We start from the raw sequence: 14,748 nt of genomic DNA, 5'->3' as shown, positions 1-14,748 counted from the left end.
GGCAGATGAGCACCGACCAGCCTGTCGACTGCCGTCCCCTGCCGGGGACGTCGTCCGGCGAGCTCGACGAGATGTGGCGGCGCCAGCTGGTCTGGTGGCACGTGTTCTTCGCCGTCCTGCTGGCGACGACGGCGGGCGTCCTCGTGGCCGCCGAGGCCGACCACCTCGGGTGGTCGCTCCTGGGCGTCGGTGTGATCGCTGTGGCCTACCTCGTGTGGGGTCGGCGCGGCATCGGCGAGCAGCAGCCGCCCGCGGGGATCCTCTACGTGACGGTCTCCTGGGTCGCCCTCATCGCGCTCATGGCCGTGGACGGGTCGGGTACGGCGTGGATCCTCACCTTCGGGCTGTTCCCACAGTCCTGGGCGATGCTGCGTCGCAACCAGGCTGCCGCCGTCGTGGTCGTGGCCGTCCTGGCGATCGGCGGGGTCCGGCTCTGGCAGGGGCCTCGGACCGGGGACGACCTGGTCGGCATCGCGATCAGCACCGCCATCACGCTCTCGTTGTCCCTCGTCATGGGCCTGTTCATCCACAAGATCATCGGGGAGGCCGACTCGCGTGCGTTCACCATCGACGAGCTGCGTCGCACCCAGGCCCAGCTCGCGGCTGCCGAACGTGCGCAAGGCGTTGCAGGAGAACGGGAACGCATCTCCCGCGAGATCCACGACACCCTCGCCCAGGGGTTCACGTCGGTCGTCACCCTGGCCCGCGCCACGGAGGCGGCGCTGGACCGCGGCGACCTCGACGTGGTGCGGGAGCGGGTGCGACTGATCGAGCAGACGGCGGCCGACAACCTCTCCGAGGCGCGTCTCATCGTCGCCGAGATGACCCCGGGCCACCTCCAGTCACGCACGCTGTCCGAGGCGCTCGGGCGCCTCGTGGACGCCGTCGCGGCCGAGTCCGGCATGACGGGGAACCTCGTGGTCCAGGGCGAGCCGACCGTCCTGCCGGCCAACTCCGAGGTGGTCCTGCTGCGCACGGCCCAGGAGGGTCTCGCCAACGTCCGCCGCCACGCGCGGGCCCGCACCTTCGAGGTGCGCCTCACGTATGCCGCCGACGCCCCCGTGTCCCTCGAGGTCGCCGACGACGGGGTCGGGTTCGCCCCCGACACCCCGGACCGCGGCTACGGGCTGGACGGTGCGACGGCCCGGGCCGACGAGGTCGGTGGCCGGTTCGAGGTGCAGAGCACCCCGGGTGCGGGTACCCGGCTGCGGATGGAGGTTCCGCGGTGACCTCGGTGACCCCGAGCCCGGTGCCCGCTGCGACGCTGCGGCTGCTGGTCGTCGACGACCACCCGGTCGTGCGGATGGGACTCGTGGCGATGCTGTCGGAGCACGAGGACTTCGAGGTCGTGGGGGAGGCGGCCGACGGTGCCGAGGCGGTCCTGCTCGCCGAGCGACTGACGCCCGACGTCGTCCTCATGGACCTGCGGATGCCCGTCCTCGACGGGGCTGCCGCCACTGCCCGGCTGCGGTCGCGTGCCGATGGACCGGCGGTGCTGGTGCTCACGACCTACGACACCGACGCCGACATCGTCCGTGCGGTCGAGGCGGGGGCGAACGGCTACCTGCTCAAGGACTCGCCCCGCGAGGTCCTCGCCGACGCGATCCGGCGGGCGGCCCGCGGCGAGACGGTGCTGGCGCCGCCGGTCGTGGCGAGGCTCGCCAGCCGGATGCGGGCACCGGCGGGTCCGTCCCTGACCGACCGCGAGACCGACGTGCTGCGGTGCGTCGCCAGAGGTCTGTCCAACGCCGCGGTCGGCCGGGAGCTGCACATCGGTGAGGCGACGGTGAAGACCCACCTGCTCCGGGCCTTCGAGAAGCTCGGTGTGGCCGACCGCACCGCGGCGGTGACCGCGGCGCTGCGGGCGGGCATCATCGAGCTCTAGTCCGATCCCTCGGTCGGGAGCAGGAGCCAGTACGCGTTCCTGGCGCGAGCGCCTTCCGGGTGGTTGCGTGAGGTCCGGCCGCGATACCGGTCGAGCACCCCGGTCATCTCCTCGCGCAGGGCGACGGACTCCTCTGCGGTGAGCCAGAGCCGGCCCCGGCTGAGGGTGGTCCAGTCGTCCGCGTCGTCGTCGGCCAGGCTGTCCGCAGCCCGCTCGAGACCCGCCTGGAGCTCACCCACCCAGGGCAGGAGGAACGCCTGGCTGGCTGCGGTGCCGGCTGCCCGGTGGGTGCGGGGCGCGATGGAGAAGTGGTCCGCCGTGGCACGCCAGGGCCGCTCCCGGCCGTCGGCCGAGGTGTCACGCTCGACGATGCCCCACTGCTCGAGGGCCCGGAGGTGGTAGCTCATCGCGGACGGCGTGATCCCGCACAGCCGCGCGGCCTCCGTGGCGGTGAGGACCTCCCCGTTGAACAGCTCCTCGATGACGCGCTGGCGCGCGGGGTGGGCCAGCGCGCGCAGGGCGTGGGGGTCGTCGATGGTGAGCGTCGTGCGCTGGCGTGGCCGCGGCATACGGGAAGGGTAGTTGACCGATGCAGATGTGAAGGGCTACCTTCACAAATATGAAAGACACGCTTCACACATCGTGGCCCTGGGACGTGCGCCTCGCCGTCCCGGCCGGCGCGGTCTCGGTGGCCGGCGACGCGATGGCGATGGTGGCGCTCACCCTGCGCATCCACTCCACCGGCGACGGCCCGTATGCCGTGGCGGTGCTGCTCGCGTGCTTCTCCCTGCCCGTCGTGCTCACCATGGGGGTGGCGGGGTCACTGTCGGACCGGGCCGACCCGCGGCTCGTGCTGGGCGTGGGAGGGGCGGTCCAGGTCCTCGCCGCGGCCGGCCTGGCGACGTGGCACTCGGTGCCGGCGACGCTCGCGCTCGTCCTGCTGCTCCAGACGGGGTTCGCCTTCACCAACCCGGTGTGGTCGTCGGTGCTCACCCGGGCGGTGGGGGACGAGCGCGTCGGCGGCCTCGTCTCCACCCAGCACGCGCTGGCCGCGATCGCCGCACCCGTCGGCGCCGCGCTCGGTGGGGTCCTCGTCCAGCTGCACGGCGACCCGGTCGTGTTCGTCCTCGACGCCCTCACCTACCTGGTGCTCGTCGCGGTGGGGGTGTCGTTGCGGATGCGGTCCGAACCCTCGCCCGGGATCGGCGGCGGGGCGCGCGCCGGGCGGGTGGCGCGCGTCCTGGGTGGGGTGTTCCCCCGGGCCGGTCTGGACGTCATCCGGGGTGAGCTCGTGGTCTGGGTCCTGGTCCGGGCGCTGCTGCCGTTCGTCGTGACCCTCGAGGGGATGAACACCGTGGAGGTGTTCCTGCTCCGCGACGTCCTCGGCGCCAGTGAGGCGCAGTTCGGGCTCGCGCAGGCGGTCACCGGGGCCGGCGCGGTGGTCGGGGCCGGCCTCGCGGGCCTCATGGCGACCGACACGGCCCGGCTCCGGGCGGTGGTGGCGTGCGTGGCAGCCATGTCGTCGGCGCAGGTCGGTCAGGGCCTCGCCCCGGGGCTCGGGGTCTTCCTCGGGTTCGCGGTGGTGCTGGGGCTCACGAACGCGACGAGCAACGCGGCCATCATCGCGGTGCTGGTGCGACGGGTGCCGGCCTGCGACCGGGGCAAGGCGATGGCCGTCGTCAACGGCCTGGCCCGCTCCTGCACGATGCTGGCGCTCGCCCTCGGAGGCGTCGCGGCGACGCTGCTCGGGCCGCGTCCGTCGTTCGTCGTCGCGGGGACCCTGGGGATCGCGGTCGCGGGCTGGGCGTGGTGGTCGCTGCAGAGGGTCGGAGCCCTCAGCGGCGCTCGTCCCTGAGGTCGCCCAGCGCCTCGCCGGTCTCCTCGACCACGGCCTCGGCGGCGGTGTCGCCACGACGGGCGCGCACGACCTCGATGACCATGGGGATGACGGACACCGCCACGATGGCGAGGATCGCGAGCTCGAGGTGGTCCTTGAGGGCGGGGAACGCGTTGCCCAGGAAGTAGCCGAGCAGGGTGATGACCCAGACCCACAGCACCGCGCCGACGCCGCTCCACACGAAGAAGTGACGACGCTCCATCCGGCTCACGCCGGCCACCACCGTGATGAAGGTGCGGACGATCGGCACGAAGCGTCCGATGACGAGGGCCTTGGCGCCGTGCTTCTCGAAGAAGGCGTGGCTGTCGTCGAAGTACTTCTTCTTGAGGATGCGGCCGTCACGCTCGTACAGCGGTCGGCCCACCGCGCGCCCGATCTCGTACCCCACCACGTTGCCGGCGAATGCGGCGACGCTCAGGAGCACCAGGGCGACGACGAGGTTCATGCTGAAGTCACCGGTGCTGATGAACAGGCCGATCGCGAAGAGCAGCGAGTCCCCGGGGAGGATCGGGAAGAGCAGCCCGCACTCCACGAAGACGATGGCGACGCTCACCCAGAAGAACTGCGATCCGAAGTGGTCGAGGAGCCACTGGGGGTCCATCCAGTTGGTGCTGAGTGAGTGCATGGCCCCAAGGGTACGGGTCGAGGGGGCCTGCTTCCTGAGCGCCGGCTGAGGCCCGGTCAGTCGGCTGGCCAGGCCCGCTTCACCCGGGCCCAGTCACGCACCTGGGCGAACGGGTCGGGTCGGGCCCGCGAGCGCTCCGGGGGCGGGCCGGTGACGGGCGCGTGGTGGTCGAGGACCGTGGTCAGGACGGCCTCGCCCCGGGTGAGGTGCGGCAGGCGCTGCGCCAGGCCGTGCACCTCCCCGGCCGGGACGTCACCGCTGAGCACCGCTGCGGCGCCCAGCGAGCGGTCCGGCACGCGGGTGGTGTGGGGCACCGCCCGGTGGTGGGGCAGCTCGGCCAGCACCACGCCCACCAGGTCCTGGGGCACCTCGAGCTCGAACCGGTGGACGGGGACGCAGACGACCGTGCCGGCCCGTGCCAGCGCCTCGGCGAGCACGAGCCGGGCCAGGCTCCGGAAGTCGGCAGCCGTGCTCGACATCTTCTTGTCGAAGCCCGCGTGCATCGCGCTCTGCCGCGGGTAGTAGCCCGAGTGCGTCACGACGACCCGGCAGTCCGGCACCGCCCAGCCGTGCACAGCCTCCCCGAGGGTGAGCCCGGCCCCCTCCCGCACCGCCGCGAAGAAGGCCGGCGGCATCGACCCCAGCTCCACCTCGAGGCCGAGCTCGATGCCGTGGCCGACCTCGGCCGGTTCGACTCGCAGCCCCACGGTGGCGAGGAACGGGTTGGGGCTGACGTCGATGAGCTGGTGCGCGGCGGCCACCGCCCGGACCCGCTCGACGCAGATCGGGGTCGTCGGCCGGAACGTCGCCGCGACGCCGTGGTCCTCCTCGAGGAACGTCGCGATGACCTCCTTCTGCACCTCGCCGTAGAGCGAGACCGCCACCTCGCCGCGACCGTCGTCGAGCCGCAGGTCGATGAGCGGGTCCTGCTCCGCCAGCTCGGTGAGGGCGGTGAACAACCGCCCCCGCTGTCGCGGGTCGACCGGGTCGACCACGGTCTCCAGGCTGGGCCGCCCCAGCTCGACGTCCCGGGTCCCCTGCCCGTGCGGACCGAACCGGTCGCCCACGCGGGCCGTGGTGGGGCCGCGGAGCACGGCGATCCGCCCGGCCTGCACTTGCCGGGCGCGCTGCAGCCCGTCAGGTCCGAACACCTCGACGCCGGTCACCCTCTCGGGCTCGCGGCCCGCCAGTGCCAGCCGGTCGCGCACCCGGAGCGTGCCGCGCCTCAGGCGCACGTAGGTCAGGCGAGTCCCCGAGGGGGACCGGTCGAGCTTGAACACGGTGCCGGCCGGCGCCTCGAGGGCGTCGTCCTCGGTCGCGAGCGCTGGGCCGTTCTCCTCGGCGACGAGGTCCGTGAGCGCGTCGAGCAGGGCCGGGACACCCGCCCCCGTGATGGCCGACCCGAAGACGACCGGCTGGACGCGGGCCGCCCGCGTCCCCTCCCGCAGGTCGGCCTGTTCGCCGTCGGACGCGGCGAACGCCAGGTATGCCGCGTGCGGGCTGCCGGGGGCGTCCGCGGCGCCGAGCGGGACCGCCTCCGCCGTGAGCCGTTCGCCCACCTGGGCCAGGACGCGGTCCGGGTCGGCGCCGGCGCGGTCGAGCTTGTTGACGAACAGCAGGGTCGGCAGCCCCAGCCGCTGCAGCGCGCGCATCAGCACGAGGGTCTGCGCCTGGACCCCCTCGACGGCGGAGACGACGAGCACGGCGGCGTCGAGCACCGCCAGCGACCGCTCGACCTCGGCGACGAAGTCCGAGTGCCCCGGGGTGTCGACGAGGTTGACGAGGGTGTCGTGCCACTCGAAGGACGCGACGGCGGAGCGGATCGTGATCCCACGGCGGCGCTCGAGCTCGAGGGAGTCGGTGCGGGTGTCGCCGGCATCGACGCTGCCGGGTCGGTCGAGCACCCCTGCCTCGTGCAGGATCCGTTCGGTCAGGCTGGTCTTGCCGGCGTCAACATGCGCCACGACCCCGACGGTCAACGTACGCAACTGCCTTCACATCCATTCGGTAGGTGGGTACCTGGCGGGACGTGGAAGCAGCTCGCATGGGTTTCTCCGGTCTGGTGTCGGTGGTGCGTACCCACTCATGGCAGCAGACCCACCCCGCAGGCGACAAAGGGTTTTCGGGCTGACCCGGAGCGACCCGGGAGTGACCCCGGGGCGGCGCCGGGCGCGCCTAGGGTGGGACCCGTGAGCGAGCAGACCCCCGACGTCGAGGTGTCGGACGTCGAGGTGGGGGTCGGTCCCTGGGCCGGCGAGTGGCCCGTCGGTGACCACTGGGACCCCGACCTGCTGCGCGAGGGGGACCGGCGCAACGTCGTCGACGCCTACCGCTACTGGCGGCACGAGGCGATCGTCGCCGACCTCGACACCCACCGCCACGACTTCCACGTGGCCGTCGAGAACTGGGGCCACGACTTCAACATCGGCTCGGTCATCAGGACCGCGAACGCCTTCAACGCCAAGGCCTTCCACATCGTCGGCAAGCGCCGCTGGAACCGTCGCGGCGCGATGGTGACCGACCGCTACCAGCACGAGCACCACCACCCGACCGTCGACGACCTCATCGCCTGGGCCGCCACCGCGGGGCGGGACGAGCAGGGCCGTCCGCGCGCCATACCGCTGATCGGGATCGACAACCTGCCGGGCTCGGTGCCGCTGGAGACCCACGACCTGCCGCGCGAGTGCGTCCTGGTGTTCGGGCAGGAGGGGCCGGGCCTCTCGGCGGAGGTTCGGGAGGCGTGCGAGGTCGTGCTGCACATCGAGCAGTTCGGCTCCACCCGCTCGATCAACGCCGGGGCAGCGGCAGCCGTGGCGATGCATGCCTGGGTCCGGAGACATGTTTTCGGGCAGGCTGTCGATTAGCGCGGAGCTCGTGCGTCATCAGGGTGGAAGCACCCACCGATGAGAGGACCAGCCATGACCGAGTACCTCGTGCTCCTGCCGAGCCCCGAGGCCAGGTACGCGACAGCGACCGACCAGGAGAAGCAGGACCTGCACGCCGCCCACACCGAGTTCGTCCAGCTCCTCGCCGAGCGCGGGCACAAGATGACCGGCGGCGCCCAGCTCACGCCGTCCCCGATGGCCAGGGTCGTGCGCGGCACCTCGCTCGACGAGGTGACCCTGACCGACGGTCCCTTCGCCGAGAGCGCCGAGCAGGTCGCCGGCTACTACCTGGTCGAGTCCGACGACGTGGAGGACCTGGCCCGTGTCTGCGGCCGGCTCCTCGCGACGCCGTTCCACCCGGCCGTCGAGATCCGCCCGACCGTGGGCATGTGAGGGGAGCGCCATGACCGAGTACGTCGTGTTGATCGTGGGGGACGCCGACCGCTGGTGGACCACCATGAGCGTCGAGCAGCGCACCGCCGGGTATGCCGAGTACAACCGCTTCGGGGAGGAGCTCGCCAAGCGGGGGCACAAGATCACCGGCGGGGCCGAGCTGCACTCCTCGAAGGAGGCGCGCAGCATCCCGGCCGGCGGCGGCAGCCCCACCGACGGGCCGTTCGCCGAGGTGACCGAGCAGGTCGGCGGTTTCTACCAGGTGGAGACCGAGGACCTCGACGACCTCGTGGACTGCTGCCAGATCATCGCCGCGCTCGGCGACGGCATCGAGGTCCGACGGGTGGTCAAGCCCCAGGACCGTCCGTCGTGAGGTACGTCGTCCTCATCGCCTACGCGCCGGGGCGGTGGGAGGCGGCCGGGGCCGAGGAGCGGCAGGAGTTCTTCGACGCCCACCACGCGTTCGAGCGGTTCGTCGACGAGCGGGGCCGACGGCTCGAGAGCGCAGCCCTGTGCGACGCCGACCTGGCGACGACGATCCGGCACGGTGAGGACGGCACGCCTGTCGTCACCGACGGCCCGTTCGTCGAGCTCACGGAGCAGGTCGGCGGCTACTACGACGTCGAGCTCCCAGACCTCGACACCGCCATCGCGGCCGCGAAGCTGCTGCCGAGGTCGTACACCGTCGAGGTGCGCCCGACCGTGCAGGTCGAGGGGTACCAGAGCCTGTGACGTCCCTCCCTCCGCACGACCCGGCCGACCTGCTCGCCCGGGTCGTGCGCGAGGAGTGGGGGCGCCTGGTGTCCCTGCTCCTCGCGCGGTTCCGTCGCCTCGACCTCGTCGAGGACGCGCTCGGCGACGCCGTGGAGGCCGCCGCACGGCGCTGGCCGCAGGACGGGGTGCCCGACAACCCGGTCGGCTGGCTGCACACGACGGCACGGCGCCGGATCCTGGACCGCCTCCGCGGCGAGGCGATGGCCCAGCGCAAGGTGCCGCTGCTCGTGGTGGCGTCCGAGGAGGGAGGGGTGGTGAGGGCAGACCCGGGTGACCTCGTCGAGGACGACCTGCTGCGGCTGGTCCTCATGTGCAGCCACCCCGCCCTCGACCCCGCCGCCGCCAGCGCCCTGACCCTGCGGCTCGTGCTCGGTGTCGGGACGCCCGACGTGGCGCGGCTCTTCCTCGTGCCGGAACCGACGATGGCGGCCCGGATCACGCGGGCCAAGAAGAAGATCGTCGCCGCCGGCATCCCCTTCTCCGTGCCCTCGGCCGCCGAGCTGCCCGAGCGCCTCGACGTCCTGGCCCAGACCGCGTACCTCGCGTTCACCGCCGGGTACGCCCCGGGAAGCGGCCCGGACGCGGTCCGCACCGAACTCGCCGGCGAGGCCATCCGCCTCGTGCGCGTGGTGCTCGGCCTGCGCCCCGGTGAACCGGTGCTCACCGCGCTGCTCGCCCTCATGCTGCTCCAGCACTCGCGACGGGACGCGCGCGTCGACGCCACCGGGGCGATCGTGCTGCTGCCCGACCAGGACCGCAGCCGGTGGCACCGCGACGAGGTCCACGAGGCGCTGGCGCTCCTCGACTCGGCCGTCCTCACCGGACCGGTCACCGTCCAGACCGCCGGGTATGCCGTGCAGGCTCGGATCGCGGCCGAGCACGCGACGGCCCCAGATGCCCGCTCCACCCGCTGGGACCGGGTCGTCGCCCACTACGACACGCTGCTCGCCCTCGCGCCGACCCCCAGCGCCCAGCTCGCGCGGGCGGTCGCCGTGGCCGAGTCCGACGGTCCCCGGGCCGGGCTCGCCCAGCTGGACGGTCTCGACGACCAGCTCCCGCACAGCCACCGGCTCCCCGCCGTGCGCGCCGAGCTGCTCAGCCGCGCCGGCGACGACGAAGGCGCCCACGCGGCATACGCGCTCGCGATCTCGCGCTGCGCGAACGACGCGGAGCGGGCGCTGCTCACGGCCCGCCTCGAGGCCCTGGACGCCGCGCCCGGCTGAGACACGGGTGTCGCCGGCGGCGACCGACGTGGAAGGATCGGTGGCGACGCAAGGCCTTGCTGCCCTCGCCGTGCCCGTCGCCGTGCCAACGAAGGAGAGACCATGCCCATCGCCACCCCCGAGGTGTATGCCGACATGCTGGACCGCGCGAAGGCAGGCTCCTTCGCGTACCCCGCCATCAACGTGTCGTCCTCGCAGACGCTCAACGCCGCGATCCGCGGGTTCGCCGAGGCCGGCAGCGACGGCATCGTCCAGGTCTCGACCGGTGGCGCGGAGTACCTCTCCGGCCCGACGGTCAAGGACATGGTCGCCGGCTCGCTGGCGCTGGCCGCGTACGCGCACGAGGTCGCGAAGAACTACGACGTCAACATCGCGCTCCACACCGACCACTGCCCCAAGGACAAGCTCGACGGGTTCGTGCGCCCGCTGCTGGCCGCCTCGGCCGAGCGGGTCAAGGCCGGCGGCACCCCGTGGTTCCAGTCGCACATGTGGGACGGCTCGGCCGTGCCGCTCGACGAGAACCTCTCGATCGCACGTGAGCTGCTCGACGCCTGCAAGTCCGCCCACGTCATCCTCGAGATCGAGGTCGGCGTCGTCGGTGGCGAGGAGGACGGGGTCGCCAACGAGATCAACGACAAGCTGTACTCCACGCCGGAGGACGCCATCGCCACGGCCAAGGCCCTCGGCACCGGTGAGAACGGCTACTTCATGACGGCCCTGACCTTCGGCAACGTCCACGGCGTCTACAAGCCGGGCAACGTCAAGCTCAAGCCCGAGGTGCTCAAGGCTGCGCAGGACGCCGTGCACCGGGAGTTCGGCACCGCCGACGAGAAGCCGTTCCACCTCGTCTTCCACGGTGGGTCCGGCTCGACCGCCGAGGAGATCGCGGCCGCGGTCGACTACGGCGTCGTGAAGATGAACATCGACACCGACACGCAGTACGCCTTCACCCGTCCCGTGGCCGGCTACATGCTGACCAACTACGAGGGTGTCCTCAAGATCGACGGCGAGGTCGGCAACAAGAAGCAGTACGACCCGCGTGCCTGGGGCAAGGAGGCCGAGGCCGGGATGGCTGCCCGGGTCGTCGAGGCCTGCCAGCACCTGCGATCGGCCGGCACCCACGCATGAGCGACAACCTGCTCGGCATCCCCGAGACCCGGCTGCCCGTCGACCCCGCAGCACGCCTGCTGGACGACGGCGTGGCTGCCGACCAGGTGGCCGCGGCGCACCCCACGTCGTCGCTCGCCTGGGCGACGCTCGCCGAGGACGCCCTCGCCGATGGCCGCACCGTCGAGGGTTACGCCTACGCCCGCACCGGCTACCACCGGGCCCTGGACTCGTTGCGCAAGAACGGTTGGCGCGGCCAGGGCCCGGTGCCGTGGGAGCACGAGCCCAACCGCGGGTTCCTGCGTGCGCTCGCCGCGCTGGCCAAGGCCGCAGGAGCGATCGGCGAGACCGACGAGCAGCACCGGTGCACCGAGTTCCTGCGCGACTCCTCGACCACCGGGGCGCGCGAGCTCGGCCTCTAGGTCACCGACCTGCCCGCAGTGGGCGGGTCATCGAGGGCGTGGGCGCACGGCGCCCACGCCCTCAGTGCTGGAAGACCACCTCGGTGACCGCGTGCGGCTGCCCCAGGGACGCAAGGTCGTTGCGGAGTCGAACCTGCATCGTGTACTCGTCGCCCTGCCAGGTGCAGTAGCTCGAGCCGGCCGCCCCCTCGCAGCGGACGAACCTCGGCATGGTGTCGACCCGGCTGGCGAAGGCCGCCTTGACCGACGCCGGGGTCCCGAGCTGGTCGGCCCGGGTGCGGTCGTCGTCGACCCAGGCCTTAACGAACGCCGTGCCGTAGTCCTGCGCCGATCGAGGGATGGCGGGGGCGTCCTTGGCTGCCGGCGGCGTGGTGGGCGACGGGTCGATGTGCGGGGTGCGAGTGGGGGAGCCGGCGGTGACGGTGACGGTGACCGTCGTGGGGCTCGGTCCAGCGGTCGAGCTGGTGGACGAGGGGCTCGAGGTGGTGGACGAGGGGTTCGAGGTGGCCGACGAGCCGGACGCCCCACCCGGGCTGCCGCAGGCAGCGAGCGCCCCCACGACGAGCAGTCCCGCGGTGGCGGTCAGGGCGGTGGTCGTGCGCTGGCTGGTCATCGGTCTCCCCTGTCGTGCGGTCCGGGCGCGTGCCCCCTCACCCTCGTCGACGCCATACGGGGCCGTGGGGTTGGGTGCCCCGTGGTCGTGACGGGTGCGTGCTGCCCGGTCGTGACGCATCGGTGGACCGGCGGAGGGGCCCCCAGCGAAGCCCCACGCTGTGAAGCCGGGGGGTGGGATCCATCGGATCCCACCCCCCGGCGTCGCCCCCTGCGGACTGGTCCGGAGACCGGCCCTGCGTACCGCCCGTCTGGTCGTCCCCTGCCGATTCGACGAGCTGGCGGACTCATTGTGCCCTGCCGTACCGGCGGGCAGGTGGCACTATGGTGTCAATGGCCAGATGATGACGAAATGTCGGGGGAGGGGCCTGTGACCAGCAAGGACGTACCCGCGCACGAGCTCGAAGCCCTGTTCGCGGGCCCGCTCGAGCGCATGCACCGCATCCTCGAACGCGGGGAGCGCAACCTCGAGGTGCGTCGGGCCGAGCTGGCCGAGGTGCGCTACGCGTTGTTCGAGCTCGCCGCCCACCCCGCGACCTCGGCGGCCCGGGGGCAGGTGGTCCTCGAGGCGCTCCCCGCGCACCTGGCGCCGCCACTGCTGCGCCACCTCATCGACGCCACCACGACCATCGCCCGCAACTGCGCCCTGAGCATCGACATCGGTTCGGGCACCGACGCCGACAACATCCGCAACACCCAGTCCCTCATCAGCAGCGGTGCCTTCCGCCAGCAGACCATCTACCCGATGGACATCCTCGACAGCGAGGCCGGTCGGGCGTGGGTGCGGTCGTGGGCCGATGCCGGGGAGGAGCAACGGGTCAGCCTCGTGCCGCCCAGCGAGTTCGCCATCTTCGACGACCAGGCGCTGGTCGCGGTCGCGGAGTGGGCCAACCCCGCGGCCGACTACGTCCTCATCCGGGACCCCATGGTCATCGCGGCGTTCACCGCCCTGTTCGACCGCTCGTTCGCGCGGGCCCTGCCGATCGCGTCCGACGGGCCGGGCAACGACGACGACGCCGAGCTGGTCCGCCTGCTCGAGCTGGGCCTGAAGGACGAGTCCATCGCGCGCTACCTCGGGTGCAGCCTGCGCACCGTCCGGCGGCGGATGGCGCAGCTGATGGACCAGTACGGCGTGCAGACGCGGTTCCAGCTCGGCGTCGCCGCTGCGCGGGCCGGACTCGTCGCCCTCGACCGCTCCACGGACCGGTAGCCCTCACCTCCTTCATCCTCTCGCGAGCGGCGTCGACCCGGGCCGGTCGGGACCTCAGGCGTCGGGACCTCGGCGTCGGGACCTCAGCCGGGCCGCGTCACCCCGTAGTAGCGCAACTTGCGGTACAGCGTTGCGCGGCTCATGCCGAGCCGGGTGGCGGCGTCCCCGACCGACGCGGGGTGACCGGCCATGACGCGCACGATCTCGTCGCGCTCCACCGTCTCCATCCGCGTCAGCCGGTGCCCGCCGGGAGCGGAGAAGGCGGGCGGGAGGTGGCGGACGTCGATGGTCTCCGCCCTCGTCGCGGCGTCGTGGACGACCGCGACGAGCTCGTCGACGTTGCCGGGCCAGTCGTGGGCGAGCAGCGCCTGCTCGGCGGCGGCGGTGAAGTCGACCTCGCGCATCCGGGCCTGGTGCGCGGCCCACCTGGCGAGGAGCAGGAGGTCCTCGCCGCGTTCACGCAGGGGCAGGACCGGGACGACGGTGTCGACCAAGGGGCCGAGTGGCGCCGGAACGGCGTCGAGGTCGACGGCGGTCACCGCCCACGTCAACGGGTGCACACCCTCCGGAGACCTCTGCTGCAGGGCGGCCACCGCCCGCTGCCGCAGCTCGTGGGCCGCCCACGCGGGGAGGCGGTCGACGTTCTCGACGACGACCGCGGTGTCGGGCTTGGCGAGCTCTGGGGTCCAGAGGCTCAACCAGGCCTCGACGTCCTCGGGGGCCGGGACGTCGGCGCTGAGGATGCGGATCCGTGGGTGGGCCCGGCGCAGGGCCTGACCCAGCAGCGTCGCCCGCCCGGACCCGGGCTCGCCCACGGCGGCCACGACCCGGCCGGAGCGCAGTGCCGCGCAGGCGGCGTCGAGCGCATCCACCCACGGCGCCGACATCGCCCGCACGGTCCCGGCCGCGGGCTCGAGCCGTGCCCGCTGGACCCGGAAGACGCCGCCTCGGGTCGCGGGTCGTGGCGTGCGCCCGCTCGACCGGGCGAGCATGAGCGCACTGGTGGTGCTGGCGGCCGACTCCGCCAGGGCGAGCAGCAGGCCCGCGGAGGAGCGCGACCACGTCGTGATGTTGACGCAGCCCTCGAGCTGGCCGCCGACGGGGTCGATCACGGGCACGGCAGCACAGGTGTAGGTGCACAGGCTCGCGCTGTAGTGCTCCTCGGCGCGGACCAGGGTGGGCGAACGGTCGGCGAGCGCGAGGCCGAGGCCGTTGGTGCCGGCCTCCCGCTCCGAGAAGGCGAACCCCGGTGCGAGGTGCACCCTGTCGAGCGCCCGCAGCAGGCTGGTGTCACCCGAGAATCTGTTGAGCACCAGGCCGTCGGCGTCGGTCAGCATCAGGCTGAGCGGCTCGTCGGCGAGGGTCTGGTACAGGTTGGTGAGGACCTCGTGACCGCACTCGCTGAACAGCGAGTCGGTCACGGGTGACCCGGCCCACACAGGCTCGACCTCCTCGAGGGACACGCCGTACTCCGCGCTGCGGCGCCACGACGCGAGCAGGCGCTTGGACGGCGCGGCGACCGCGCCCACGCCCGGGGGCGCGGTCGCGCGCTGCGGCAGGGCCGCGTCGTCCTCGGCGGTCACCCTCGACCTCCTCTCGCTGGTCCGACGGTAGCTCCGCCACGCCCGGATGACGAGGGGTCGCCGTCTCAATGTGAGACGAGCGGGTCGTCTCACATTGAGACGCCGACCCCCTCCCGGCCGGATCGATGCCTG

At 72.9% G+C, this 14,748-nt stretch carries 16 protein-coding genes; 11 read left to right on the top strand and 5 right to left on the bottom strand.

Annotated features, from left to right (window positions below; genetic code table 11):
• Positions 1-5 precede the first annotated feature (5 nt).
• Together ASC58_RS11165 and ASC58_RS11160 are read left to right on the top strand one after the other, a co-directional pair.
• Positions 6-1,229: a sensor histidine kinase gene (locus ASC58_RS11165; protein WP_056919359.1), complete on the top strand. Its 1,224-nt coding sequence runs from the start codon at positions 6-8 to the stop codon at positions 1,227-1,229.
• Positions 1,226-1,885 carry a response regulator transcription factor gene (locus tag ASC58_RS11160; RefSeq protein ID WP_082553213.1) on the top strand — a complete coding sequence of 220 codons (660 nt, stop codon included), beginning with the start codon at positions 1,226-1,228 and terminating at the stop codon, positions 1,883-1,885. Before ASC58_RS11165 ends, ASC58_RS11160 begins: the two co-directional genes overlap by 4 nt.
• Here the strand turns inward: ASC58_RS11160 and ASC58_RS11155 are convergent.
• The gene (locus tag ASC58_RS11155) at positions 1,882-2,454 is read right to left on the bottom strand and encodes a helix-turn-helix transcriptional regulator (RefSeq protein ID WP_056916263.1); all 573 of its coding nucleotides are present in this window, start codon (positions 2,452-2,454) and stop codon (positions 1,882-1,884) included. The two genes, ASC58_RS11160 and ASC58_RS11155, sit on opposite strands and share 4 nt — an antisense overlap.
• 50 nt (positions 2,455-2,504) lie before the next feature.
• On the opposite strand from ASC58_RS11155, the gene ASC58_RS11150 reads away from it, so the two are divergent.
• Positions 2,505-3,740, top strand: coding sequence for an MFS transporter (locus tag ASC58_RS11150; protein ID WP_082553212.1), 1,236 nt, complete (start codon positions 2,505-2,507; stop codon positions 3,738-3,740).
• Here ASC58_RS11150 and ASC58_RS11145 read toward each other — a convergent pair.
• Both ASC58_RS11145 and ASC58_RS11140 read right to left on the bottom strand, forming a co-directional pair.
• Positions 3,721-4,407: a DedA family protein gene (locus ASC58_RS11145; protein WP_056916265.1), complete on the bottom strand. Its 687-nt coding sequence runs from the start codon at positions 4,405-4,407 to the stop codon at positions 3,721-3,723. The two genes, ASC58_RS11150 and ASC58_RS11145, sit on opposite strands and share 20 nt — an antisense overlap.
• 56 nt (positions 4,408-4,463) lie before the next feature.
• Positions 4,464-6,386, bottom strand: coding sequence for a translation factor GTPase family protein (locus tag ASC58_RS11140; protein WP_255353301.1), 1,923 nt, complete (start codon positions 6,384-6,386; stop codon positions 4,464-4,466).
• 210 nt (positions 6,387-6,596) lie between these two features.
• Here ASC58_RS11140 and ASC58_RS11135 point away from each other — a divergent pair, with 210 nt between their 5' ends.
• From ASC58_RS11135 to ASC58_RS11105, 7 genes are all read left to right on the top strand, one after another.
• Positions 6,597-7,271, top strand: a complete 675-nt coding sequence (locus ASC58_RS11135) for a TrmH family RNA methyltransferase (protein ID WP_235529199.1) — start codon at positions 6,597-6,599, stop codon at positions 7,269-7,271.
• Positions 7,272-7,325: 54 nt separating this feature from the next.
• Positions 7,326-7,685: a YciI family protein gene (locus ASC58_RS11130; protein WP_056919356.1), complete on the top strand. Its 360-nt coding sequence runs from the start codon at positions 7,326-7,328 to the stop codon at positions 7,683-7,685.
• 10 nt (positions 7,686-7,695) lie between these two features.
• Positions 7,696-8,058 (top strand): YciI family protein, encoded by a 363-nt coding sequence (locus ASC58_RS11125; protein ID WP_056919355.1) that lies wholly within the window; start codon positions 7,696-7,698, stop codon positions 8,056-8,058.
• Complete coding sequence (locus tag ASC58_RS11120) at positions 8,055-8,417, top strand: YciI family protein (RefSeq protein WP_056916270.1); 363 nt, start codon at positions 8,055-8,057, stop codon at positions 8,415-8,417. Before ASC58_RS11125 ends, ASC58_RS11120 begins: the two co-directional genes overlap by 4 nt.
• Positions 8,414-9,682 carry an RNA polymerase sigma factor gene (locus ASC58_RS11115; RefSeq protein ID WP_235529198.1) on the top strand — a complete coding sequence of 423 codons (1,269 nt, stop codon included), beginning with the start codon at positions 8,414-8,416 and terminating at the stop codon, positions 9,680-9,682. Before ASC58_RS11120 ends, ASC58_RS11115 begins: the two co-directional genes overlap by 4 nt.
• A gap of 102 nt (positions 9,683-9,784) precedes the next feature.
• Positions 9,785-10,810 carry a class II fructose-bisphosphate aldolase gene (gene fbaA / locus ASC58_RS11110; RefSeq protein WP_056916271.1) on the top strand — a complete coding sequence of 342 codons (1,026 nt, stop codon included), beginning with the start codon at positions 9,785-9,787 and terminating at the stop codon, positions 10,808-10,810.
• Positions 10,807-11,211 carry a DUF3151 domain-containing protein gene (locus tag ASC58_RS11105; protein WP_056919354.1) on the top strand — a complete coding sequence of 135 codons (405 nt, stop codon included), beginning with the start codon at positions 10,807-10,809 and terminating at the stop codon, positions 11,209-11,211. Before fbaA ends, ASC58_RS11105 begins: the two co-directional genes overlap by 4 nt.
• Positions 11,212-11,272: 61 nt before the next feature.
• Here ASC58_RS11105 and ASC58_RS11100 read toward each other — a convergent pair whose 3' ends face one another.
• Positions 11,273-11,824 carry a hypothetical protein gene (locus tag ASC58_RS11100; RefSeq protein ID WP_056919353.1) on the bottom strand — a complete coding sequence of 184 codons (552 nt, stop codon included), beginning with the start codon at positions 11,822-11,824 and terminating at the stop codon, positions 11,273-11,275.
• A gap of 369 nt (positions 11,825-12,193) precedes the next feature.
• Between ASC58_RS11100 and ASC58_RS11095 the strand changes: the two genes are divergently transcribed.
• Positions 12,194-13,033: a hypothetical protein gene (locus ASC58_RS11095; protein WP_056919352.1), complete on the top strand. Its 840-nt coding sequence runs from the start codon at positions 12,194-12,196 to the stop codon at positions 13,031-13,033.
• 83 nt (positions 13,034-13,116) lie between these two features.
• Here the strand turns inward: ASC58_RS11095 and ASC58_RS11090 are convergent, their stop codons facing one another.
• Positions 13,117-14,616 carry a GAF domain-containing protein gene (locus ASC58_RS11090; RefSeq protein WP_235529197.1) on the bottom strand — a complete coding sequence of 500 codons (1,500 nt, stop codon included), beginning with the start codon at positions 14,614-14,616 and terminating at the stop codon, positions 13,117-13,119.
• Between the last annotated feature and the right edge of the window lie 132 nt (positions 14,617-14,748).

Origin of the sequence: Phycicoccus sp. Root101 (assembly GCF_001426245.1) — a bacterium.
Classification (GTDB): Bacteria; Actinomycetota; Actinomycetes; order Actinomycetales; family Dermatophilaceae; genus Pedococcus.
Note: the sequence above shows the minus strand (reverse complement) of the source record. Positions and strands in the feature narration are given on the sequence as shown.

Coding starts and splice junctions, on each gene's coding strand:
- ASC58_RS11155 (WP_056916263.1), bottom strand. CDS start 2,454: ATGCCGCGGCCACGCCAGCGCACGACGCTCACCATCGACGACCCCCAC.
- fbaA (WP_056916271.1), top strand. CDS start 9,785: ATGCCCATCGCCACCCCCGAGGTGTATGCCGACATGCTGGACCGCGCG.
- ASC58_RS11100 (WP_056919353.1), bottom strand. CDS start 11,824: ATGACCAGCCAGCGCACGACCACCGCCCTGACCGCCACCGCGGGACTG.
- ASC58_RS11150 (WP_082553212.1), top strand. CDS start 2,505: ATGAAAGACACGCTTCACACATCGTGGCCCTGGGACGTGCGCCTCGCC.
- ASC58_RS11105 (WP_056919354.1), top strand. CDS start 10,807: ATGAGCGACAACCTGCTCGGCATCCCCGAGACCCGGCTGCCCGTCGAC.
- ASC58_RS11145 (WP_056916265.1), bottom strand. CDS start 4,407: ATGCACTCACTCAGCACCAACTGGATGGACCCCCAGTGGCTCCTCGAC.
- ASC58_RS11125 (WP_056919355.1), top strand. CDS start 7,696: ATGACCGAGTACGTCGTGTTGATCGTGGGGGACGCCGACCGCTGGTGG.
- ASC58_RS11130 (WP_056919356.1), top strand. CDS start 7,326: ATGACCGAGTACCTCGTGCTCCTGCCGAGCCCCGAGGCCAGGTACGCG.
- ASC58_RS11165 (WP_056919359.1), top strand. CDS start 6: ATGAGCACCGACCAGCCTGTCGACTGCCGTCCCCTGCCGGGGACGTCG.